The organism is Pseudomonas baetica, from assembly GCF_002813455.1.
GTDB classification, from domain to species: domain Bacteria; phylum Pseudomonadota; class Gammaproteobacteria; order Pseudomonadales; family Pseudomonadaceae; genus Aquipseudomonas; species Aquipseudomonas baetica.
The window spans coordinates 1,935,047-1,957,405 of the sequence record NZ_PHHE01000001.1 but is presented as its reverse complement, the minus strand read 5'-3'; the positions used below and the strand labels follow the sequence as shown (position 1 = coordinate 1,957,405).

The following is a 22,359-nucleotide window of genomic DNA, read 5'->3' as shown; positions in this document are numbered from 1 at the left end:
CGGCACCCCATCAACATCAGGCGATCACAACACCATCAGTACTCAGGCTATTCAGCGACACCCCGACCAACGTCACCGAGTCGTTGCCAAACGTCAGCACCGTATCCTGTCCAACGGTCGCGGCATGGGCGCGGAAGTCCTCCGCCGGCAAAACACCCTGCACGCCGAGAAACACCAGTTTGTCATTGGACGTGTAACCGACCACCCGGTCCTGCCCAAACGCACCGTTGAACAGGAACGTATCCGCCCCGCCCCCCGACTCGATCAGGTCATTGCCGGCACCGCCGACAAACACGTCGTTGCCCGCGCCGCCAATCAAGTGATCGTTGCCATCCAGACCAAACAGCCAGTCGCCGCCGGCATGTGCCTTGAGCGTGTCGGCGCCGCTGCCGCCCTTCACGCTCGACTCGTAGGCCGTGAGATTGTTACCGACCTTCAAGCCGCTGGCCGTGACGCTGTGGGTCACGTCATCCTTGAACAACCCCCAGAGGAAACCCGGCTCCCGGGTGACGATGGCGCCGATGTCGCGGGTGATGCTGATCCCGCCGTTGGCATCGCGGATGTACAGATTGCCGGCGCCGTCATTGGCGAAGTCGAAGCTGTTCACCGACTTCTGCAAGTCCAGCGTATTGCTGCCCTGCCCGCCGAGTATGACGTTGTAGCCACCACTGTCGCGGAAAGTGTCGTTGCCGGCGCGGCCTTCAAGGTAGTCACTGCCGCCACCCCCCTGGATCAGGTCATTGCTGTCGCTGCCGATGATGAAGGTGCTGCCCTTGTGGGTTTCGGCGTTGCGGTTGAGGTCCTGCACCCAGGTGTTGGCCCGCGCCGGGTCCGACAGGTTGGCGACGATGATCGTCGAGTCCTTGCTGGTCAGATCGTAGAATTTTGACTCGATTATCCGGTTCATACCGTCGCCGTACGCGGTCGGCAGGTGCGAGATCCAGGTCGGGATGTTGAGGATCGAGAACGGCAGCAGGTTCCACGCCGTCGAGGCGTAGTGATCGTTGAAGTTGACGATGTTGTCGGTGGCCGATTCCTTGGGCGCGTCGTGGACGCCGACCGAGGCACCGGTGAAGGTCGAACCGTCGAGCGCGCGGAACACCGGGTCGTTTTCGTAGCCTGCGTTGAGCACCTTGTCGGTACTGCTTTGGGTTGGCGAGGCGTAGGCAATGTAGTTGGAATCGTTGAAGAACCCGCCCCACTTGCCGCCGCTCAAGTCGGCCATGCTGTTGACCGCAAGGCCGCCGAGGCTATGGCCGCTGACCAGCACGTCTTTACCGCTGAGGCCGTTGGCCCTGGCGAACGCCACCACGTCGTCGAGCAGATTGCCGAAGGCTTCGCCGACATAGTTCTTGGCGTAATCCTTGGGGCCGAACGCGGCGAGCAGGTCGTTGATCACGTCGCCGATGGCATCGAGGATCAGGTTCTCGCGCGGGCCGCTGGTGCCGCGAAAGGCAATGCCCAGTTCGGTGAGGTGGCCTTGGGCGTCATATTTGCCGAGGATTTCCACTTGCGCGCTGGTGTAACCGGCCTTCTCGCCAAAGAAGGTTCCGCGCGCGTCAGTCTTGCCGTCATAGCCCAGTTGCGAAGCGGTGATCGGGGTCCAACCGGCCTTTTTCACCGCGTCGAGGGCGAGTTTTTCTGAGTCGGGGTTCCACGGAACACCGGGGATCACCCCTTGGGAATCGGTACCACCGAGAAGTGCGGTAACCAGCGTGGCCGGCAGGCCGAGGCCGAAGCCGTTGTGCTGATACCCGGCAGCAAAGCCGTTATCGAGGTTGTGGTAGGAATACAGCGCGATCGCCATGGCATCACTGAACAACGCCTTGGAATCGGTTGTACTGAGATTTTTGTAGTCATACACACCCATCGCTATTGCCTCTCTTTTGTTGGAATTGTCAGAGATAGCTCACAGCCAGGGCGCCCCACGGGGACGCCCCGGAGCATTTCAAAACTACTTACTGCTTTTACTGTGGGAGCGAGCCTGCTCGCGAAGAAGGAGTGTCAGTCAACATTTGTATTGCTGACACATCGCTTTCGCGAGCAGGCTCGCTCCCACATTTGGATCTAGGCGAACACGAAACTTGCGTCCGACAGGTTAGCCACTCCGACCCCAACCAGCGTCACGGCAAACTCGCCAATCTTCAGCACGGTATCGCCGCCGGACTGCGCAGCATGCTGCTTGTAGTCGTAGCCCTGCCCCGCGCCTTCGACGCCCATGAACACCAGTTTGTCGCTGCCTTGATAGCCGTTGATGGCATCAAACCCGAACGCACCGCTGAACAGGAAGGTGTTGTTGCCACCCACCGCCGTCATCACGTCGTTACCCGCGCCCCCGACGAAGGTCACATGGCCCTTGTCGCTGACCAGCTTGTCGTCGCCACCCAGCCCGAACAGCCAGTCACCGTCGGCCGTGGCGTGCAGGGCGTTGCCGTAGCCGTCGCCGCTGAGCGAGTGGTTGTACTGGGTCAGCTCGTTGCCATTGGTCAACCCCTTGGTCGTCACGCCCCAGGTGATCTCCTTGCTGCTCCACCCCGACTCCTTGCTCACCAGCGCGCCAATGTCGCGGGTCATGCTGATACCACCGTAGGCGTCGCGCACGTACAGGGTGCCGTCACCGTCGTTGGCGAAGCTGAAGTTCTGCAACGGCTTCTGCAAGTCGAAGGTGTTGTGACCCTGGCCGCCGAGCAAGATGTTGTAGCCACCGTCATCACGGAAACGGTCATCGCCGCCCAGGCCTTCAAGGAAGTCGTTGCCCGCCCCGCCCTTGAGCCAGTCGCTGCTTTGCGTACCGATGATGAAGGTGCTGCCGGTGTGCGGTTCGCCGCTGCGCCCCAAGTCCTCGACCCAGGTTTTCCCCCGGGACGCCTCCTCCAGATCGGACACGACAATGGTCGAGTCCTTGTGGGTCAGGTTGTAGAACGTCGAATCGATCACCCGGTTCAAGCCGTCGGCATAGCCAAGCGAACTGTGGGCCGACCAGTTCAGCGGATTGGCGATGCTGAACGGCACCAGGTTCTGCGCGGTGGATGCGTAGTTGTCGGTGAAGTTGACGATGTTGTCGGTGGTCGAATCGTGCGGCTTGTCGTGTTTGCCCATCGATGCGGTACTGAACGTGGTGCCGTCGAGCACACGGAACACCGGATCGTTTTCGTACCCAATGTTCAACACGTTGTTGCCGGTGCTGCTCTGGGTCGGCGAAGCAAACGACACGTAGTTGGCGTCCTTGAAAAAGCCGCCCCAGTTGCTCGCGCTGAGTTCAGCCACGCTGTTGACCCCGAGACCGCCGAGGCTGTGGCCGCTGATCAGCACGTCCTTGGCCGCGATTCCGTGGGCAATGGAAAACGCCGCGACAGCCTTGAGCAAATTGTCGAAGGCGTTTTTCGCGTAGTCAGTCGCGTAATCCGACGGCCCGATGGCCGCCAGCAGGTTGTTTTTCAGGTCGCCGAAGGTGTCGCTGTAACCCAGCCCACCCGTGCCCCGAAAGGCAACGCCGATCCCGATCAACTTGCCGGCGGCGTCGTACTTGCCCAGCACTTCAGCCTCGGCGCTGGTGAAGCCGTCCTTCTCGCCGAAGAACGTGCCCTGCGGCCCAACCTTGCCCTGATAACCCAGCGCCGTCGCGGTGACCGGCTTCCAGGCGGTGCCCGGCAAGGCTTGCCCGGTCGGCGTGTAGGCGTACAGCGTCAGGGCGATCGCGTCGCTGTATAACGCTTTGCCATCGGCATTTTTGTAATCGAACAGTCCCATGTTGTGCTCTCTCTTCCTTCAAGTCAGGACTGGCAGTTCCCTGGGGAACTGCCAGTGCTCCTTTAGAACTGCCAGTCGAGCGTCAGACCCACACCGTGGTCTTTCTCGTTCGAACCGATCAGCCCGTTGTAGTCCAGGTTGACCCGGACATCGCGATTGAGCGCCAACCCGGCGCGCACGCCGACCACCGCGGCATCACGATCCATCGACACACTCTGCACGGTGTAGGCGCTGTTGCCATTGGCGAAGGCCAGATGGCTGTCGGCATCGACACCGCTCAGGTTGTGCTGCCAGCCCAGGGATGTGCCCAGTTCCAGCTGATGTTTTTCCGACAGCGCGAAGGTGCGTTTGGCGCGAACGCCCAGGGTCGACAGCACCACATCGCGGTTGTCTTCACCGCCCTTGAGCGCCGCCGCATCACCCTTCTCGGTGAAGCTGTCGGTGTTCAAATGTACGTACGACAAATTGGCGAACGGCTCCAGATTCATCGGTTGCAGGCCCAGGTCGTAAGCCGCTTCGGTGAACACCTGGGTGGTCGCCGCATCGTGCTTGGTTTTCTGCTTGCCGCTGACATCGCCGAACTGCAGATCACGTTTCACATCCACGCGATGCCAGCTGTAAGCCGCACCAGCGGTCAAGCGCAATGCATCGATCTGATGGCCCAGGTATGCACCCAGGTGGTAGCTGTCGACGGACGCCGACGAATGCGTGCCACTGCCCATGCTCAGCGAGCTGTCGCTATAACCGGTAACGAAACCCAGGCGCGTATCTTCAGCGATCAAACCGTCAACCCCCGCCAGCAACCCGCCGATGGAACTGTTGGAGTCGGCATTTTTATGCCCGCCATCGCTCTTGCCCCACGAACCCAGGACCTTGACCCAGGCATTGCTGCGGTCATCGGTGGGTGCGTTAGCGTTGAACAGATCACGCTCGCGCAGACGCTCGCCCACCGCTTCACGCAGGTAGCGGCTGTCGTTGACCAACATAGTGCCAATGGCCGGGTGAATTTCGCCGGACAACTGCTGGAAGGCTTGTTGCGCCGACGCGGCGTTTGGCGATAACAGCAGGGTTTCGAACAGCGCGTTGCCGGCCCCCAAAGCCTCGGCAGCGGCACCGACCGCCCGTTGATTGGGCGTCAGACCGACACTGGCGAAAGAAGCACCGTTGCGACCGACCTCAAGCTCAATGCCAGCGGCCGAGTAGGCCAGCGTGCCGCCAAGGAAGGCATAGTCCGGCAGTACTTGCCCGAATTGCCCCTCGATGCCGCCGGCCGCTTGCAGGATGTTGAACTGAGTGCCGAGCAGGCTTTTCACTTGCGTGGTGGTCAGTAGTGTCGGGCTGTTTTCCAGCGACAGACTGACGGTGGCGCCATCAATCAGCGCTTTGCCACCGGCAACAATCTTGTCGCTGCTGGTTGGCGACACTTCTACCGCGTAGGTCGAACCGCGCTCGAAGGTCACATCCCCTGCCACGTTCAGGGTGCCAATGGAATTGCCCGGTGCCACGGTGCCGCCGCTTTTCACCGCCAGCGCGCCGATGCGACCATTACCGCCGAGAATCCCGCTGTCATTGACCGTCACTGCCGAAGCGAGCGAACCGTTGATGGCCAGACGGCCCTGATTGACCAGGGTCGGGCCGCTGTAGCTGTTGTTACCGGTCATCACCAGCGTACCAATGCCTTGCTTGGTCAAACCGCCGTGACCGGAAATGTCGTTGCGCCAGGTATCGAGGCCACAAGTGATGTCGTTGCACACGCGTTCGGTGGGTTTGCCTTGATCAATGATCGCGCCGATGCCTGGCAGATCCGCAACGAACTGGCCGGAACCGTAGGCCCCCTGAATGCGGAACTCTTCAGGAATATCCTGCTCGGTGACGAACATCGCCGGGCCATCAATGCCTTTGCGCAGGTTGATCATGCCCCAGCCGTACAAGGCGTCGATGCCCGGTGCGCCGAGGTCGGTGGCGGTAGTGCGCAAGACTGTGGCGACCTGATCGCCGGTCATGTACGGGAAGCGCTCCATCAGCACCGCCATGGAACCGGCCACGTGTGGTGCGGCCATCGAGGTGCCGTTGTAATTTTTGTAGCCGGTGGTGAGGTTGTCGGCGTTAGTGCCTTCGATGATCGCGCTGTAGATTTTCGTGCCCGGCGCCGAAACGCAGAAGCTCGCGGTGTAGCCGCAACGCGAGGAGAACGTACTCATGATGTACGGATTGGCGCTGGCCAGATCCGGGTTCTGCTGTAACGCGGCGACGGTGATCCAGTTCGGCGCGATCTCCGGGACGAAATAGCCGAGGCCGGCGATGGCGTCCGGGTTGTTCAGGTTGTAGTCGTTGCCGGCGGCGAAGATCGTCACGATACCGCTGCGCGCTGCGGCGATCGCACCGTCGTAGGCGCCGCCGGGTTTGGTGCCGAGCAGCGTGCGGATCTCGTTGAACTGCACTTGCGCGTCGTTGACGGTGAAGTGTGGATACGCCGGGTCGCGGCCACCGAGGTCGAAACGGTCGGTGATGCCGATGCCCCAACTGTTGTTGATGATCCGCGCGCCACTGGCGATCAGCGCGTCCCAACCGGCCTTGTACACCGCACCGTCGTTGCCGCGAACGATGCCGTCTTCCGGGCCCGGGTCGCCGTTGTCGGCGCTGATGATTTGCGCGCCGAAGGCTACGCCGTGCATCGGCCCGCCATCTCGACTGCCTGCGGCAATGCCGCCGACGTGGGTGCCGTGGGCGCCGAGTTTGCCGTCGAAGCCGACCGAGGGCGAACCGTCATAACGGAACGCATCCCCGGCTTTGACCGGGATGTAGGGGTCGGTGTATTCGCGAATGCCGCTGGTGACCAGGGTGATGACTTTATTGCTGCCGGAAAACTCCGGGTGCGCGGCGTAGACCGGCTGATCGAAGATCCCCAGCTTGACGCCTTTGCCGGTGTAGCCCGCGGCGTAAGCGTGATCGGCACCGATGGCCCTCAGCCCCCAGTCGGCCTGAAACTCGGCACTGCGCCAACTTGACGGATCGCCTGTGCGACCGTTTTCCACGTAAGACGCCGCGTGTGCGGTACCGAGTGCACACAACACGGCGCACGTCAGCGTTTTCAGGGCAAAGCGGCCACCCGTTTGCGCGGGGGTTTTATTCTTATTCATCCAGCGACCTTCCTTAATGATGTTGCGAAAAATCCGTCTGTGTTCAGCTAGCGAACATCTCCCCCTGTAGGAGCTGCCGCAGGCTGCGATCTTTTGATCTTGCCTTTAAAAATCAAAGTCAAAAGATCGCAGCCTGCGGCAGCTCCTACAGTGGGACGTTCAATCAGAACTGCCAGTTGAGGCTCAAGCCAACGCCGTGGCTCTTCTCGCGACTGGCCAGTTGTCCGTTGTAATCAAGGTTGACCCGCACGTCCTTGCTCAAGGCCAGACTGGCCTGCACGCCGACCAGCGCGGCATCGCGTACCAGTGCTGAACTCTCCACCGAGTACGGCGTGCCACCGCTGGCAAAGCGCAGATGCTGTTCAGATTCGATGTCGCTCAGGCTGTGCTGCCAGCCGAGGTGGCCGCTGACATCCAGTGACTGCTGATTCGCCAGGTTGAAGGTCTTGATCGCCCGCACACCGAGGGTGCTCAGCACTGCATCACGCTGATCGCCGGAGCTTTTCAGCGCGGCTGCGTCGCCCTTCTCGGTGAAGCCTTCGCTGTCCAGATGCACATAAGCGAGGTTGGCGAACGGCTCCAGCGCCAACGGTTGCAGGTGCAGTCGATAGGCCGCTTCACCGAACACTTGAGTGGTGGCAGCATCAACCTTGGTTTTCTGTTTGGCGCTGACGTTGCCGTATTGCAGATCGCGTTTCACATCGGCGCGATGCCAGCTATAGGCCGCGCCAGTGCTCAGGCGCCAGGCGCCGATTTCATGCCCGGCGTAGGCGCCGAGGTGGTAGCTGTCGACCTTGGCCGATGAGTGCGTGCCCGAGCCCATGCTCAGCGAGCTGTCGCTGTAACCGGTGACCAGTCCGATACGGATCTGCTCGTCGAGCGCACCATCAACACCGGCGAGCAGGCCGCCGATCGATGTGCTGTAACCCGCCGTGTCGTGACCGGAATCCGTGGTGCCCCAAGCGCCCAGAGCCTTGATCCAGCCGTTGTTTTGCGTTGTCGAAGCATCGTGCAGGCGTTCGCCCACGGCATCGCGCAACTGGCGGCTGTCGTTGATCAGCATCGAACCGAGTGCGGGGAAGATTTCTCCGCTCAGTTGCTGGAAGGCTTGCTGCGCGGAAGCCGCATCGGCCGACAACAGCAGGCTTTCGTACACCGCATTGCCGGCGCCCAGGCTTTCGGCGGCAGCGGCTACCGAACGTTGATTCGGCGTTTGGCCAACGCTGGCGAATGGGGTCGCGTTGCGTTCGATATCGAGTTGAATGCCGTTGGCGGCGTAATCGAGGCTGCCGCCAATGAACAGGTAATCCGGCAGCACCACCCCGAACTGGCCCTGAATGCCACCGGCCGCTTGCAGGATGTTGTACTGACGACCCAGCAGGCTTTGCGTTTCGGCTGCGCTGAGCAGCGTCGGGCTGTTTTCCAGCGACAGGCTGACCGTGGCGCCGCTGATGTTCGCTGCGCCACCGGCGACGATGCGGTCGCTGCTGGTCGGTGACAGTTCCACCGCGTAGGTCGAACCTGGGGCGAAGGTCACGTCACCGGCCACGTTCAAGGTGCCGATGGAGTTGCCCGGGGCCACAAGGCCGCCGCTGTTGGCGGTCAGCGAACCGATCCGCCCGGAGCCGCCAAGGGTGCCGCCGTCGTTCACGGTAACGGCCGAAACCAGCGAGCCATTGACGCTCAGCAGACCGCCGTTGACCGTCGTCGGCCCGCGATAAGTGTTGTCCCCGGTGAGAAACAGGCGCCCTGCTCCGGACTTGATCAGGCTGCCCTGATACACCCGGTTGGCCGCTGCGGCATCGCGCGCCGTGCCAATGGCGTAATCCGTCTGATCCTGCTGACTGGCGCCGGCTGCAACGCCGTTCTGCCAGCCCTTGTCTTGCAGGGTTTGTTGCCAGGCCGTGTGCTCGGCGAGGTCTTCGCTCTGACGCTGGATCAGCGCCTTGTCGGAGATGTCATTGCTCCAGACATCGCTCTGCCCGGCCGCCAGATTGGCATCAAACGCCCCGAGCAACTGCCCCGGCCCGCGCATTGCCCGGTTCAGGTTGGCCACGCCCCAGCCAAGCCGTTCGGTGGGTGCATCGGTCACTGAGCCATCGAGTTGCGTGGCGGTGGTCAGCAGCACTTCCAGCGCCTGCTGATTGCTCATGTACGGGTAACGTTCCATCACCAGCGCCAGTGCGCCAGTGGCGTGCGGCGCCGACATCGAGGTGCCGGACTTGATCGCATAACCGCCGCCGGGGATGGTGCTGTCGATTTTCGCCCCAGGCGTGGTGATGCACCAGTACTTGGCGAGACCGCACTGGTTGTACTTCTGCTGATTGCTTTGATCGAGCCCGGACACGGCCAGCCAGTGGCCTTCCAGATCTGGCTGAAAGTACGGTAATGCCGAGCGCACGCTGGCGTTCGGGTAACCGCTGTTGCCGGCACTGAATACGTTGATCACGCCGCGACGGGAGACGTCGGCCGCCGCGTCAAGCCAGGTGCCTTTGTTGAAGTGCTGGGCGTACGCCGCATGCAGATCGGCCAGTGTGCGGTAGCTGACATCCGGCGGCTGACTGCCCCAACTGTTATTGATTGCGCGCACGCCGGCGTCGGCCAAGGCGTCGTACACCGCTTTGAAGTAACGCGGATCGGGATTGGGGCCGAACAGGAAGCTGTCGTTCTTGTTGGTGTTGCCCACGTAGATCTGCGCGTTGTAGGCCACGCCGTGCATGCCGGCGCCGTCGCGCGAGGCGCCCATGGTGCCGACCACGTGCGTGCCGTGTGAATCGTTGTTGGGGTTGAGGGTGCCGTCGACGTTGAACGGCGAGCCGTCAACGTAACTGCCGTTGGCGAGTACCGGGTGATAGCGCTCGGTGGCGAACTCTGGATGGGCGGCATCGAAGCCGGAGTCGAGGGCGCCGATTTTCACGCCTTTGCCGGTGATGCCCGCCGCGTAGGCTTGATCAGCCTGCATGCGTGCGAGGCCCCAGTCGCGCTGGAATTCAGCGCTGCGCCAACTGGCGGGATCGCCGGGCTGACCGGCCTCCAGGTATTGAGCATGCGCCTGGGTTACGGAGACTGCGAGCAACAGGGTGCCGACCGAAATCGGCTTGATGCGTACTTCCATGTTCACCACTCACTTTTATTGTTTTATGCAGGGTCTTCTGCGGTGTTGCCTGTTCCCCTCACCCCAGCCCTCTCCCCCGGGAGAGGGAGCTGACCGAGGTGTCTTGCGTCATGCATCGACCTGAAATGTTGGATTCGCTAGCGCTCGTTCAAGTCGGTGTACTTCTGCAATATCCCCGGATCGGTCCCCTCTCCCTCTGGGAGAGGGTTAGGGTGAGGGCTGGTGAGCGACCACAAAAGCCTCATCCACCCGCGCCAGATCCTGCTCGTTCAAGGTCCCGGCGTAGTAATGCAATTTGGTCCAGGCCATCAAATAGTCGTAGCGCGCCTGCGCCAGATCGCGGCGGGTGGTGAACAGCTGTTGCTCGGCGTTCAACGCGTCGAGATTGGTCCGTTCACCGCCGAGGATGCTTTGCTTGGTCGACACCACCAGTGATTCGGCCGAGCTCAGGGCTTTCTGGTAAGCGCGCAATTTACTCACCCCGGACAGGCAAGCGCTGAACTGGCGACGCAGTTCGATCAGCGTCTCGCGGGTCTTGCCATCGAGCTCATACTCGGCCTGTTCCATGGTGCGGCTGGCCTGCCGGGTGGACGCCGACACACCGCCACCGGCATACAGTGGCACGCTCACTTCCAGGCCGATGGTGTTGGTCTCGTAGCGCTGGTTGTAGGTGTTGCCGCTTTCCGATTCGTTCTGGCGCATTGAGGCATAGGCGTTGATTTTCGGCAGGTGCCCGGCACGGTTGCGCTCAACCTCGTAACGCGCCACTTCCACGGCCTGACGTTGCGAAGCCAGGTTCGGGTTATTGCTGATCGCCATTTCGTGCCAGGTGTCGTAGTTGGCCGGCATCAGCGCGAAGGTCTGGAAGTTCTGATCCAGCGGCGCCAAATCACCGATATCCACCGCAGGTGCACCGACAAGCGCACCCAGTTCACGCAGTGCGGCATCCTGTTCGTTGCGCGCTTCGATCTCCTCGGCCGTCGCCAGCTCATAGCGTGACTCGGCTTCAAGAATATCGGTGCGCGTACCTTCGCCCTGCTTGAACATGTGCTCGTTTTGCTGGAACTGCTGTTCGTAGGCCTTCTTCTTCGCCTGAGCGATGTCGATCTGGTCCTGGGCAAACAAGGCCTTGGTGTAGTTATCCAGAACCCGCACCAGCAATTCCTGGCTCTTGCCGCGAAAGTTCTCGTCGGCGAACAACGACTGCGCCACACCCTTGCGATACGCCGCATAAGCTTCGTAATCGAGCAACGGCTGTTGCAATGTCAGGGCCGAACCGTAACTGCTGTAATTGCGATCGTCGGTGCGATTGCGCGCACGCTCATCAAGGGACGTGGCTTTGGACGAGTTGCGGCCCTTGTTGTAGGTGTAGCCGATTCGCGGCAGCAACCCGGCGCGGCCAATGGCGCGGTTCTCAAGGCCCGCGTCGCGTTCCTTCATCGCCCCGAGGAACACCGGGTCATTGCGCAACGCCTGTTCGTAAATCTCGAACGGCCCCATGGCCGCTACCGCCGAGTGGCTCGCGAGCAGCATCAATGCTGCTGCGAGCATGGAAAGCTTATTCATACAGCCGAACATCCTTATTCTTCGGTCAACGCAGAACCGGCCCGGTCGAGCAGCGGTTTGAACAGATAGTTGAGCAGCGAACGCTCGCCGGTACGCACGAACATTTCTGCCGGCATGCCGGGTTTGATCACCAGCCCGTTGAGTTTTTCCATGGCCTGGTCGCTGACGCTGCTGCGCAGCACGTAATACGGCACGCCGGTTTTCTCATCGACCATCTGGTCGGCGGAAATCAGGCTGACCTCGCCCGGCACACGCGGGGTTTTGCTCTGGTTGAACGCGGTAAACAGGATATCCACCGGCAAATGTGAGCCAACCTTGTCGATCAGGTGGATTGGCAAATGCCCTTCCACTTCCAGCGTGGTGCCTTGCGGAACGATCTCCAGCAAGGTTTCGCCCTGACGCACCACGGCGCCTTCGGTGTGTACGCCAAGGTTGACCGCCACACCTTCGGCAGTGGCCAGAATCTCGCTGTGTTGCAGGTCGAAACCGGCCGAGGTCAGCTGTTCCGACAAGGTCACGCTTTTGAGCTGGGCGTCGGCCAGTTGCGTGCGGACTTCCTTCTGATATTCCTCGCTGTGCTGTTGCAGCTTCAGGCGCGATTCGAGGATGCCCTGCTCCACGCGACCGCTTTCACCGGTGTTTTCTGCCAGTTGCTGCTGCACTTGCGACAGTTGGCGCTGATATTCCATCAGGCGATTGCGCGGGATGTAGCCGTTGTCGGCCAACGGTTGCAGGTTGCTCAGTTGCTGTTGCAGCGAGTCGGCCTGAGCGTTGAGGTCGGTGCGCGCGCGGCGCATGCCGGCCAGTTGCGCAGTGGCACCTTCGATGCTGGCGCGCAGCCCGGCCTGTTCGCGATAAAAGGCTTCGCGGCGGCTGCTGAACAGTTGGCGTTGACCTTCCAGCACCAGTGCCAGACGCGGGTCCGGATCGTTGCTCAGTTCTGCCGGAAAGGTCACTTGCTTGAGATTGTCACGCTCGGCCTGCCAACGCGCCAGGCTGGCCCAAGCCATGCGGTATTGCGCTTGCAGCGATTGCACGTCGGCGGCGACTTGCGTCTGGTCGAGACGGAACAGCGGTTGCCCCTGCTTCACGATCTCGCCTTCACGCACCAGGATCCGGCTGACCACCCCGGCACTCATCGACTGCACGGCTTTGCGTTTGCCGGACACAACCACCGTGCCCTGCACCGGAATGCCTTGATCCAGTGGCGCCAAAGCCGCCCAGGTAAAGAAGCTGCCGGCGCCGACAATGGCCAGAATCCAGCCCATGCGCGCGAAGAATTTCGCATCGCGCTCCGGGCGTTCGGTGACGTAGGCGTGTTCCATGCTCGCTTCGTTTTCAGTGTTCATGCTTGCGCTGCTCATACACCCGAATTCCTTGTCGAGGGCTGATACTGCCGACTCATGCTAAGCCCGCCCGGTGCTTGCGCAGGTTTCTCGCGTTGTTGTTCATTGGCGGCGCCGGACAGCGCTTTGAGCACTTCCTGACTGGCGCCGAAGGCTTGCAAGCGACCGTCGTTGAGCACCAGCAATTTGTCCGCCTGGGCCAGTACCGAAGAGCGATGCGTCACCAGTACCACCGTGGTGCCCTGGGCCTTGAGCTGCGCAATGGCGCTGGCCAATGCCGCTTCGCCGACGGTGTCGAGGTTGGAGTTGGGTTCATCGAGTACCACCAGGCTTGGCGTGCCATACATGGCGCGGGCCAGTGCCACTCGCTGCTTCTGGCCACCGGACAAGCCGCTGCCGTCCTCGCCCAGTTGGGTGTCATAACCTTGCGGCAGGCGCAGGATCATTTCGTGGACGCCCGCCTGTTGTGCGGCGGCCACGACTTTTTGCGGGTCAGCCTCGCTGAAACGCGCGATGTTCTCGGCGACGCTGCCGCTGAACAGTTCGATGTCCTGTGGCAGGTAGCCGATGTACGGGCCGAGTTGGTCGCGGTTCCAGCGATGAATGTCTGCGCCGTCCAGCCGCACCGTGCCACCGAGCGTCGGCCATACACCGACCAGCACACGGGCCAGGGTCGACTTGCCCGAACCGGATGCGCCCAGCACGCCGAGCACTTCGCCGGCACCGAGATTGAAATTGACCATGTGCAGGGTCGCCGCGCGTTGCCCCGGCGGGCCGGCGCTGACCTGCTCGAAAGTGATCTGGCCTTTCGGTGCCGGCAACGCCATGGCGTCATCGCTGGGCGGGAAGGCTTGCAGCAACGCGTCGAGACGCCGGTAAGCCAGCTTCGCCCCGCTCCACTGCTTCCATACGGCAATCAACTGGTCGATGGGGCTCAGCACGCGTCCCATGAGGATGGAGCCTGCGATCATCATGCCGGCGGTCATGTCGCCCTTGATCACCAGCAATGCACCGAGGCCCAGCACCAACGATTGCAGGCACAGGCGCAGGGTTTTACTCAGCGAACTGATGACCGCGCCGGTGTCGCTGGCCTGATTCTGCAAGCCAAGAAAACGCGAATGCACCTGGAACCAGCGCTTGCGCAACGAACCGAGCATGCCCATCGCCTGAATGGTTTCGGCGTTGTGCAAGTGACTGGTGGCCAACTGGCTGGATTTCTGTGAAAAACCGGCGGCTTCGCCCAGCGGCTTTTTGGTCATGTATTCATTGAGGCAGGCCAACGCGATCAGCAACAGCGCGCCAGCGGTGGCGAGCACACCGAGCCAGACGTTGAACAGGTAGATCACGAACAGGTACACCGGAAACCACGGCGCATCGAAAAACGCGAACAGCGCAGGCCCGGTGACGAATTGCCGAATGTGCGTCAGGTCGCCCAGCGATTGCCCGGCGTTGCCCTCGCCCTTGAACAGGTTGCGCTCGAACGCTGCCTGGTAGACGCGCAGATTGAAGCGGCGCTCCAACTGACTGCCAATGCGGATCACGATGAAGCTGCGCACCACTTCCAGCAGGCCGATAAAGGCAAAGAAACCGACGACCATCAGCGACAGCATCGCCAGGGTGGTTTCGTTCTGCGACGACAGCACCCGGTCATACACCTGCAGCATATAAATGGAGGGCACCAGCATCAGCACGTTAATCAGCGCAGTAAAGCATCCGACGCTGATCAGAATGCTTTTATAGTCACCCAATGCCTTGAATAAGGGCGCGGTGGCTGGGGCATTCGCCATCTTCATTGATTATTCCTGAAATGATGGGTCCCGCCAAATCAGGCGAGCACTCAATTAATGTTCCGCTTACCTGCGAAAGATGATTTGCAAGTACCCGCTTACAATTCAATAACAACTTCAGCTCGAACGTCGGCATCACTTATAACGTTCAAGCCTTGCCTTATATTCAACTTGGCAACCTGCGTATTTACTTCGCTGCACGTTCGAATGTAACGATGAGGCCCGATTTCAAAGTGGTCTTATAAAGCCCGTCATGTTGTCGGCTGAAGAACACTATTCTTGACCCTTCTTTGCCGGTAATGGAAAGACCGTCCGGATCGGGAAACCAGCCGATGACCGCGTTTTCGAACCATGCGCTCAAACAATCTGCGCCTTTGCCAACCGTCTGGTTGAGTTGCAACTCGACATCGCAGGTGTTCGATGGCTTGTCCTGTTGTTTTTGCGCTTCGGCGGCGTCAGTGCCGGCGCTCAGCGTCGCCTGCCAGTGCCCGGCGAATACCGAGGGTTCTTCGAGTCTGAGGCTGCTTGCCATGGTTGCTTCTCCGAAAATCATCATTAGCGCCGCCATTAGCCACGCCTGCGTCATGTAGGTAAAAACGTTTCGACTCATAGGAAATTTCACTCCAGCATGTAGCCTTGCCTACCGGGCAGGACGATGCAAGCGAAGAAAGCGGCGCATCACGCGCCGCTTTCCTGTTTCACATCAAGCCACGATGTCGCTGGTTGCTGCCTGGCCAACGGTGCTGACCTGGAAGTCGGCGCTGCCGTGCCCGGAGAAGTCCACCGACAACAGGCTGTTGCCGCCCGACGAAGTCAGAATCGCGTCGCCGGCTGCACCGGTGAAGCTGCTGACAAAGTGCAGGCCGGCGCCTTTGGTGATACCGGTCAGGTCGATTTTGTCCAGACCACTGACGAAATCGAGGATCTGATCGATCGCACCCGGCTTGGAATCGGAACTGGCTGCGAACACAAAGGTGTCCGAACCGGCACCGCCCCACAGCTTGTCGGCACCGCCAGCCCCGTAGAGGATGTCGTTACCGGCACCACCCTTCAGTTCGTTGGCCACGCTGTTACCAATCAACAGGTCGTTGCCCGAACCGCCGATGGCGTTCTCGATGATGGCGCCCTTGGCGATGGACACGTTGCCAACCATGCCGCCAACGTCGGAGAACGAGGCGTCATTGAGGTTGATCTTCTGGTTCTGGGTGAAACCCGAGAAGTCCAGAGTATCCTTGCCGCCTGCGTCCCAGACCGAGAACACAACCTTGTCACTCGACGACGAAGCGCTGAGGAAATCACGCCCGGTGTTGGAGTTAAAGCCGTAGGTGGTGTCACCGGTGCGCGTGGTGGTGTTGGCACCGTAAAGTTTCTGGATGGCAGCGATATCGTCCATCAGCGGGCCCGAGGAATAGGCTTCCACGCCGCCCTTGCTGAAGTTCTGATTGGTGTTGCTCTCGCCCCAGTAACTCATGACGCTGTAGCCGCGGGTGTCTTGCCCGTAGGTCGCGTCTTTGTAGGTCGGGTTGCCATTACCGGCGTTGTAGTCGCCAGGGTGAGCAAGGCCCAGGGAGTGGCCAATTTCGTGAGTCAGGGTCTGACGACCGTAGTTGTTCAGATCCGGATTCTTGTTTTGCGTGTAGCCACTGTTAATCAGATACCACGAAGTGCCATCATAGCCGGCGCCGGTACCTGGCAGATAGGCGAACGCTGCAGCACCATCCTGGCCACCGCTGTAGTTACCGAAGGTCATGTGGCCGTCACCGCCCGAGGCTTTCTCGGTGAAGGTCACGTTGGCCACATCGGCCCAGGACTGCATGGCGAGCTTGGCCTGAGCCTGTTGTTGAGCGCTGAACTGACTGAACCCGGTGATCTCGTGCTTGTTCATCGTGCTGGACGATGCCGAAGTCAGGAACGTGTAGGTGAGTTCGATCTTGCCGCTGCCATCCTTGTCCTGGTAGGCAGCACCGTCGCGCAGCAACTGGGTTGCAGCCTGGTCGACGGAGTAGGAGGGTTTGCCATTGACCGTGAGGTTGCCGCCACGATCGTATTGATGGCTGAAGCTATTGATCTGGTTATACGCCGAGCTGGCTGCGGCCAGTGGTTGAGGCGCTGCCGACAGCTGGAAAGCCTGTTCGGCGGTATCAATAGCATTCGTTTTAACTTTCGACATAAACACACTACCTTGTTTAGCAATGGAACAGTTTTTGTCAGATAGCGACAATCTCTGGCGAGATCGTCCTATCACTCGCCCAATGAAGGCATCAGAAACCTGACACAATTTGAAATCTGCCGTAAAGCATTTTTTTGAGATCAAATCGGGCTGTTTCGTAAAACTGCCGCAAACAAAGCCTGCGCGGTCGAAAGAATGTTTTTGCGGGCGGCTTTTAGCCTAATTGTCTGACGATTTTCTATTTAATTATTAAATAAAGCTAAGTTTGTTTTTGTCGAAAGCGTCTCACTTTTTGCCACTTATTAGTGCAAGTGCCAGTGCATTGATATCAATCAATTACAGACGCTGGAAACCAGTGTGGGAGCGAGCCTGATCGCGAAAGCGGTGTGTCATCCAACATGGCTGTCGGCTGAACGGACGCCTTCGCGAGCAAGCTCGCTCCCACGCTTTTTTCGGTCCAATCGATCAAGGTGCTCCGATGTCGTAGATCACATCAACAGCGTATTGGTTGCCATCAATGGTGATCGTTTCGAACTTGAGAGAGCCATTGATATGATCATTTGCTTGTCTCTGAAGCGTCACCAAGCCTGACTCAGCTCTAAAATAAACGTCCGGCTCCGGCTCACCATATTTCATGTAGCTGAGATGGAGAATTTTCGGATCGCCCACCTTGAACTCACCACTCGGTTGCGAAGCGCTCGAAAGCTGTAACCCGATCGCGACCTCTTTCCCCGGCGCTTCCGGATCGTTCACGACGCCATGAAAGCGCAATGTACCCTGCTGTGTATCACGCCAGATCCAAGGCTTATCGAAGTCATGAACCTGTTCCGTCGTCAAGTTCTTCACCTGCCCCTTGATCGTGCCTGAGACCACTCCTTTTTGGCCTTCATGGCTAACAGGTTTTTCAGAAAAAATTTCGGGCTTAGACATTTTCCTTTTTCCTTTTTCCTTTTTTCGAAGACCGGTGCGATCTTCGTTTTTTCATTATTAAGGAAAATGATTCAGCCGACACCTGTCAAATATGACAGGTATAAAAACAGAATACGTTATTCCAATATCTTCAAAAGCAGGCTGGCCGGGCATCGAGCCCGGCCCCACTGATCAACTCCCGGTACGAATCTTGTTCCAGACCCGCGTACGAATCCGGTCAATGTTCAACGGCATCGCTTCCAGCGCAAACAACTTGCCCATCATCTCCGGACTCGGGTAGACCTTGGTGTCGTTCTTGATCGCCGGGTCGATCAGGCTGTCGGCTTGTTCGTTGCCGTTGGCGTAGTGCACGGAGTTGCTGATGTCAGCCATCACGTCCGGGCGCAGCAGGTAGTTCATGAACGCGTAACTGGCCTTCTCGTCCGGCGCATCGTTGGGCATGGCGACCATGTCGAACCAGATTGCCGAGCCTTCCTTGGGAATCGCATAGCCGATTTCGATGCCGTTTTTCGCCTCTTTGGCGCGGCTCTCGGCTTGCAGGATGTCGCCGGAAAAACCTACCGCCACACAAATGTCGCCATTGGCCAGGTCGCTGGTGTATTTCGAGGAATGGAAGTAGCTGACGTACGGCCGCACCTTCATCAGCAGCGCTTCGGCTTTCTTGTAGTCCTCGGGATTCTTGCTGTGGTGCGGCAAGCCCAGGTAGTTGAGCGCCGCCGGGAGCAATTCCGGGCCGTTGTCGAGAATCGCCACGCCGCACTTCTGCAACTTTTCCATGTATTGAGGCTTGAAGATCAGGTCCCAGGAATCCACCGGCGCGTCATCGCCCAACACTGCCTTGATTTTGGCGACGTTGTAACCGATGCCGGTGCTGCCCCAAAGGTAGGGGAAGCCGTGCTCGTTGCCCGGATCATTGGTCTGTAAGGCCTTGAGCAGCACCGGATTGAGGTTCTTCCAGTTAGGTAACTGGCTCTTGTCGAGCTTCTTTAAAGCCCCGCCCTGAATCTGCCGCGCCATGAAGTGGTTGGACGGGAACACCACGTCGTAACCGGAGTTGCCGGTCATCAACTTGCCATCCAGGGTTTCGTTGCTGTCATAGACGTCATAGGTGACGCCGATGCCGGTTTCTTTCTGGAAGTTCTTGGTGGTGTCCGGCGCGATGTAACTGGACCAGTTGTAGACCTTGACCGTGTCGGCGGCGTGACTGATGGAGGCGGCCAGCAGCAGCGGCGCCAAGGCGAGGGTTTTCTGGATCATGGGTCGATTCCTGTAGAGGCTATTGTTGTTGGCAGGCAATCAAAGGGATCAAGCAATCAGAAAATCAGCACGTAGGTCTTGCGCACGGTCTCGTGGATATCCCAGATACCGAGGGTGTTGGCCGGCAACATCAGTGCGTCGCCACCTTGTATGTGCAGGGTTTCGCCGCCGTCGTCCGGGGTGAACGTGCAGCGCCCGGAGATGAAATGGCAGAACTCCTGCGCAGTGATCTGCCGGCGCCAGCGGCCGGGGGTGCACTCCCAGACGCCGGTTTCGACACCGTCGTCGCGCTCAACGCTGGTGGTCGAAGCAATGGCAATCGGCTCGCCAAGGGGAACGGCGACCGGGCTGGATTCATCCAGGGGGAGCGTGGCGGTATTTTTGAACTGGGTGATGCTCATGGCGTTACCTGTCTTGGGGCTGTCTTAAAGTAAAGCGACTTTCAGTGCATGAAACCTTCCATGAACCCGGCCACCTGGCTGGCAAGTTTGCGCCGCCACGGTGCGGTGGCCGGGTTGGCCAGCGTCTGGTCTTCGTGAACGAAGCTTTTGATGATCGCGTTGTAACCGAGCCAGCGGCAGGGTTCCGGCTCCCAGGTACGCAGTGCGTGAATTCCTCCGTCCGCGAGCACCCATGGCTGTTCAACCAGCTCGCTGTCGCGCTCAAGAATCAGATCCGCCAGGGTACGTCCGCCGAGGTTGCTGGCACCGACGCCCTCCCCGCCGTAACCACCGGACAGCGCAATGCCGTTGGCGCGATCGCAGAGCATGTGCGGTTTGAAATGCCGCGACATGCCAAGGTTGCCGCCCCATGCGTGGGTGATCTGGACATTTTTCAGTTGCGGGAACAGTTCGCCGAAAAGATAGCGCCGCAACTCGACCTCGTCGCGGGTCAGGTCGAAGTTGTGGCGCAGTTTGCCGGCGAACTGATAGCCGCCGCGGGCGCCGAAAATCAGACGGTTATCAGCGCTGCGCTGGCCGTACGTGACCTGACGGCTGAATTCGCTGAAGGCCTGACCACGACTGAGGCCGATTTCCTCCCATGTCGCGGCGGACAGCGGTTCGGTGGCGACGATCAGGCTTTGCACCGGCAGTTGATAGCGGCCCAGTGGCGGTAATGTCACCGAATAACCTTCCACCGCCGGAACGATCCAGCGACTGCGCACGGTGGCTTTGGCCGTGCGCAAGCTGCCCGACTGCCAGTGCGTGGCCGGGCTGTTTTCGTAGATCTTCACGCCCATGTTCTCCACGGTGCGCGCCAGGCCTCTTACCAGTTTGGCCGGGTGGATGGTCGCCACGTGTGGCGCGTAAATGCCGCCGTAAGGTTTGGCGATGCGGATCTGCTGAGCAAGTTGTTCGCGGCTGAGCCAGCGATAATCGTCGTCGGTCAGGCCTTGGGCGTGCAGCTTGGCCAGATAATCACGCAGGCTGGCCTCCTGTTCCGGATAACGCGCGGCGCAATACAGCACCCCGCCCTTGCGGTAATCACAGTCGATACCTTCGCGTTCAAGGACGACTTCCACTTCATCGGGAATACTGTGCAGCAAGTCAAACGAGGCGCGGCGTTGCTGTGGCGAGAGACCGGCGAGCAAGCGGTCCTCACCGAGCAGGTTGCCCATCAGCCAGCCACCGTTGCGACCCGATGCGCCGAACCCGGCGGTTTGCGCCTCGACAATGGCGATGTCGAGCCCCGGCGCGAGCTTCTTCAGGTAGTACGCCGTCCACAGCCCGGTGTAACCGGCGCCGATGATCGCCACGTCGACGTCCAGATCCCGCTCAAGCTGCGGCCGCGCGGTCAGCGGCTCATCGAGCTGGTCCATCCACAAACTGATAGTGCGCCACGCTGGCATGCAAGACTCCGCCACTGAAAACCTTCGATGGCGTCGATCCTAGTGCGTGCGTTCAGGGAATGTCTTGCGCGCGTGTCCGCAAAGAAATTTGTTTGGCATAGGCCTTGGGCGACTGGCCGGTGTGCTGACGAAAGCAGCTATAGAAGGCCGACAGCGAATTGAATCCGGCGGCAAAGGCCAGGTCATCAATGCGCAGCGGTTGCGTGGCATTGTCCAGCGACTTGAGCAGATGTTGCAGGCGCGCCTGGTTGACGTAGCGGTAGAAACTTTGCCCAAGCACCTGGTTCAGCAGGTAGGAAATCTGATTGCGACTGTATCCGCACTCCTTCGCCACCCGCTGCAGGTCGAGTTGAGGATCGAGGTAAGGCTGCTGCTTTTCGAAATACTGCTGCAGGTCTTCTGCCATGAAGCTCAATTGCCGCGGTGACAGGCCCAGGCGACTGACCGCGGGGCGTTGACTCGGGGTTTGGTTGCTGGCGTTTTGTGCGCGAACCAGCGAGGCGTACTCGTTGACACGCCAGATCAGCCCGTCCTTGACCGTGATCGCCTCACTGGAGCGAAACGACACCAGACCCTCGCCGCCACGCAGCGTCACCTCATATTGAATGAACGCGGTGTTGCCATCCACGCGAATCCGATCGTTATGCTCCAGTGCCTCGTCGGATTCACGCGGCATGCTCACACGCACGTACTCGCGTAATTCATCGAGGCCGAGCACGCGATTCTGGAAAAAGTCGTGGTACTGGATATCGGGGTGATACAGCGCCATGACGCTGTCCAGATCACGGTGTTTCCAGCTCAGGTGATAGCGCATGACCGTGGCAGCCGTGGCCGGGGTCTGTTCTGGGCCGTCGTCGTCGTCGGCGTGCATATAGGGCTCGGCGAAAAAGAACCGAGCTTGCCCAAGTTCGCCGCCGGCAGCAATGGCTAATCGATAGTGGCCTTTTGACGATGATTGTGTGGCGCGTGACATACATCAAAAAATCCGTAGCAATCGCCAAATGAACTGAAAAATCTCACAGAAAATTCACATCTGGATGCTATTTTTAACGTCAGTCACCGGTTGAGCCAATGAAGGCTCTTCCCACCTACCATGAGCAAAAGGAAGCGCTCGATGAAGAAGGCGGGCAATACATGAATAAAGGCTCAAGCAAAGTCACCTTTCCCAATGCGTGCCAACTGATGCGCTGGCATTTTCATCCGATGGGTTTCGAGGCCACGATGGATGCACCGGGCAGCATGATCGCCCGTCTGTTCGATCGTGCCAGCGGTGAAACCGTGATCGCCATTGCCGGCATCCCATGTGCCACGGTCATGAATGCGGCAGATGTCGAACGGATTATTGAAGCAGTAGAGGATGAGCTTGAAGCCTTCATTCCTCCGGAATCATTCAAGAGTTACGGGTAACATTATGATTTAAAACAAAAAAGCCCGAATATTTTCGGGCTT

At 59.8% G+C, this 22,359-nt stretch carries 15 protein-coding genes; 1 reads left to right on the top strand and 14 read right to left on the bottom strand.

What is annotated here, in order from left to right:
• Positions 1 to 16 precede the first annotated feature (16 nt).
• The 14 genes from ATI02_RS08920 to ATI02_RS08850 all read right to left on the bottom strand — a co-directional run bounded on the left by ATI02_RS08920 (position 17) and on the right by ATI02_RS08850 (position 21,781).
• Positions 17 to 1,870, bottom strand: a complete 1,854-nt coding sequence (locus ATI02_RS08920) for a polyurethane esterase (protein WP_100846069.1) — start codon at positions 1,868 to 1,870, stop codon at positions 17 to 19.
• Between the two features lie 197 nt (positions 1,871 to 2,067).
• A complete protein-coding gene (locus ATI02_RS08915) occupies positions 2,068 to 3,750 on the bottom strand; it encodes a polyurethane esterase (RefSeq protein ID WP_100846068.1) in 1,683 nt (560 codons plus the stop codon).
• A 62-nt stretch (positions 3,751 to 3,812) separates the two neighbouring features.
• Complete coding sequence (locus tag ATI02_RS08910; protein ID WP_100846067.1) at positions 3,813 to 6,890, bottom strand: autotransporter serine protease; 3,078 nt, start codon at positions 6,888 to 6,890, stop codon at positions 3,813 to 3,815.
• Between the two features lie 163 nt (positions 6,891 to 7,053).
• Positions 7,054 to 10,005, bottom strand: a complete 2,952-nt coding sequence (gene eprS / locus ATI02_RS08900) for an autotransporter serine peptidase EprS (protein ID WP_100846066.1) — start codon at positions 10,003 to 10,005, stop codon at positions 7,054 to 7,056.
• A gap of 207 nt (positions 10,006 to 10,212) precedes the next feature.
• Positions 10,213 to 11,583, bottom strand: a complete 1,371-nt coding sequence (locus ATI02_RS08895; protein ID WP_100846065.1) for a TolC family outer membrane protein — start codon at positions 11,581 to 11,583, stop codon at positions 10,213 to 10,215.
• A gap of 2 nt (positions 11,584 to 11,585) precedes the next feature.
• Positions 11,586 to 12,935, bottom strand: a complete 1,350-nt coding sequence (locus tag ATI02_RS08890; protein ID WP_095187165.1) for an HlyD family type I secretion periplasmic adaptor subunit — start codon at positions 12,933 to 12,935, stop codon at positions 11,586 to 11,588.
• On the bottom strand, positions 12,932 to 14,710 hold the full coding sequence (locus tag ATI02_RS08885; RefSeq protein ID WP_100846064.1) for a type I secretion system permease/ATPase: 1,779 nt from the start codon (positions 14,708 to 14,710) through the stop codon (positions 12,932 to 12,934). Before ATI02_RS08885 ends, ATI02_RS08890 begins: the two co-directional genes overlap by 4 nt.
• 181 nt (positions 14,711 to 14,891) lie before the next feature.
• Positions 14,892 to 15,314, bottom strand: a complete 423-nt coding sequence (locus tag ATI02_RS08880) for an AprI/Inh family metalloprotease inhibitor (RefSeq protein ID WP_157815134.1) — start codon at positions 15,312 to 15,314, stop codon at positions 14,892 to 14,894.
• Between the two features lie 93 nt (positions 15,315 to 15,407).
• Entirely contained in the window at positions 15,408 to 16,874 is a 1,467-nt protein-coding gene (locus tag ATI02_RS08875) for a serralysin family metalloprotease (protein ID WP_095187167.1), read from the bottom strand.
• Positions 16,875 to 17,339: 465 nt separating this feature from the next.
• Positions 17,340 to 17,804 carry a hypothetical protein gene (locus ATI02_RS08870; RefSeq protein ID WP_100846063.1) on the bottom strand — a complete coding sequence of 155 codons (465 nt, stop codon included), beginning with the start codon at positions 17,802 to 17,804 and terminating at the stop codon, positions 17,340 to 17,342.
• Between the two features lie 171 nt (positions 17,805 to 17,975).
• Positions 17,976 to 19,061, bottom strand: a complete 1,086-nt coding sequence (locus ATI02_RS08865; RefSeq protein WP_100846062.1) for a polyamine ABC transporter substrate-binding protein — start codon at positions 19,059 to 19,061, stop codon at positions 17,976 to 17,978.
• Between the two features lie 56 nt (positions 19,062 to 19,117).
• Positions 19,118 to 19,462 (bottom strand): cupin domain-containing protein, encoded by a 345-nt coding sequence (locus tag ATI02_RS08860; RefSeq protein ID WP_095187169.1) that lies wholly within the window; start codon positions 19,460 to 19,462, stop codon positions 19,118 to 19,120.
• A gap of 41 nt (positions 19,463 to 19,503) precedes the next feature.
• The gene (locus tag ATI02_RS08855) at positions 19,504 to 20,910 is read right to left on the bottom strand and encodes an NAD(P)/FAD-dependent oxidoreductase (RefSeq protein WP_100846061.1); all 1,407 of its coding nucleotides are present in this window, start codon (positions 20,908 to 20,910) and stop codon (positions 19,504 to 19,506) included.
• Between the two features lie 52 nt (positions 20,911 to 20,962).
• On the bottom strand, positions 20,963 to 21,781 hold the full coding sequence (locus tag ATI02_RS08850; RefSeq protein ID WP_100846060.1) for a helix-turn-helix domain-containing protein: 819 nt from the start codon (positions 21,779 to 21,781) through the stop codon (positions 20,963 to 20,965).
• 263 nt (positions 21,782 to 22,044) lie between these two features.
• On the opposite strand from ATI02_RS08850, the gene ATI02_RS08845 reads away from it, so the two are divergent.
• A complete protein-coding gene (locus tag ATI02_RS08845; protein WP_095187308.1) occupies positions 22,045 to 22,317 on the top strand; it encodes a DUF1652 domain-containing protein in 273 nt (90 codons plus the stop codon).
• The last annotated feature ends 42 nt before the right edge of the window (positions 22,318 to 22,359 follow it).

Bases quoted from the DNA above. Each gene is read 5' to 3' on its own strand.
- ATI02_RS08845 (WP_095187308.1), top strand. From the start codon at position 22,045: ATGAATAAAGGCTCAAGCAAAGTCACCTTTCCCAATGCGTGCCAACTG.
- ATI02_RS08920 (WP_100846069.1), bottom strand. From the start codon at position 1,870: ATGGGTGTGTATGACTACAAAAATCTCAGTACAACCGATTCCAAGGCG.
- ATI02_RS08910 (WP_100846067.1), bottom strand. From the start codon at position 6,890: ATGAATAAGAATAAAACCCCCGCGCAAACGGGTGGCCGCTTTGCCCTG.
- ATI02_RS08860 (WP_095187169.1), bottom strand. From the start codon at position 19,462: ATGAGCATCACCCAGTTCAAAAATACCGCCACGCTCCCCCTGGATGAA.
- ATI02_RS08880 (WP_157815134.1), bottom strand. From the start codon at position 15,314: ATGAGTCGAAACGTTTTTACCTACATGACGCAGGCGTGGCTAATGGCG.
- ATI02_RS08875 (WP_095187167.1), bottom strand. From the start codon at position 16,874: ATGTCGAAAGTTAAAACGAATGCTATTGATACCGCCGAACAGGCTTTC.
- ATI02_RS08865 (WP_100846062.1), bottom strand. From the start codon at position 19,061: ATGATCCAGAAAACCCTCGCCTTGGCGCCGCTGCTGCTGGCCGCCTCC.
- ATI02_RS08890 (WP_095187165.1), bottom strand. From the start codon at position 12,935: ATGAGCAGCGCAAGCATGAACACTGAAAACGAAGCGAGCATGGAACAC.
- ATI02_RS08870 (WP_100846063.1), bottom strand. From the start codon at position 17,804: ATGTCTAAGCCCGAAATTTTTTCTGAAAAACCTGTTAGCCATGAAGGC.
- ATI02_RS08885 (WP_100846064.1), bottom strand. From the start codon at position 14,710: ATGAAGATGGCGAATGCCCCAGCCACCGCGCCCTTATTCAAGGCATTG.
- eprS (WP_100846066.1), bottom strand. From the start codon at position 10,005: ATGGAAGTACGCATCAAGCCGATTTCGGTCGGCACCCTGTTGCTCGCA.
- ATI02_RS08915 (WP_100846068.1), bottom strand. From the start codon at position 3,750: ATGGGACTGTTCGATTACAAAAATGCCGATGGCAAAGCGTTATACAGC.
- ATI02_RS08855 (WP_100846061.1), bottom strand. From the start codon at position 20,910: ATGCCAGCGTGGCGCACTATCAGTTTGTGGATGGACCAGCTCGATGAG.
- ATI02_RS08850 (WP_100846060.1), bottom strand. From the start codon at position 21,781: ATGCACGCCGACGACGACGACGGCCCAGAACAGACCCCGGCCACGGCT.
- ATI02_RS08895 (WP_100846065.1), bottom strand. From the start codon at position 11,583: ATGTTCGGCTGTATGAATAAGCTTTCCATGCTCGCAGCAGCATTGATG.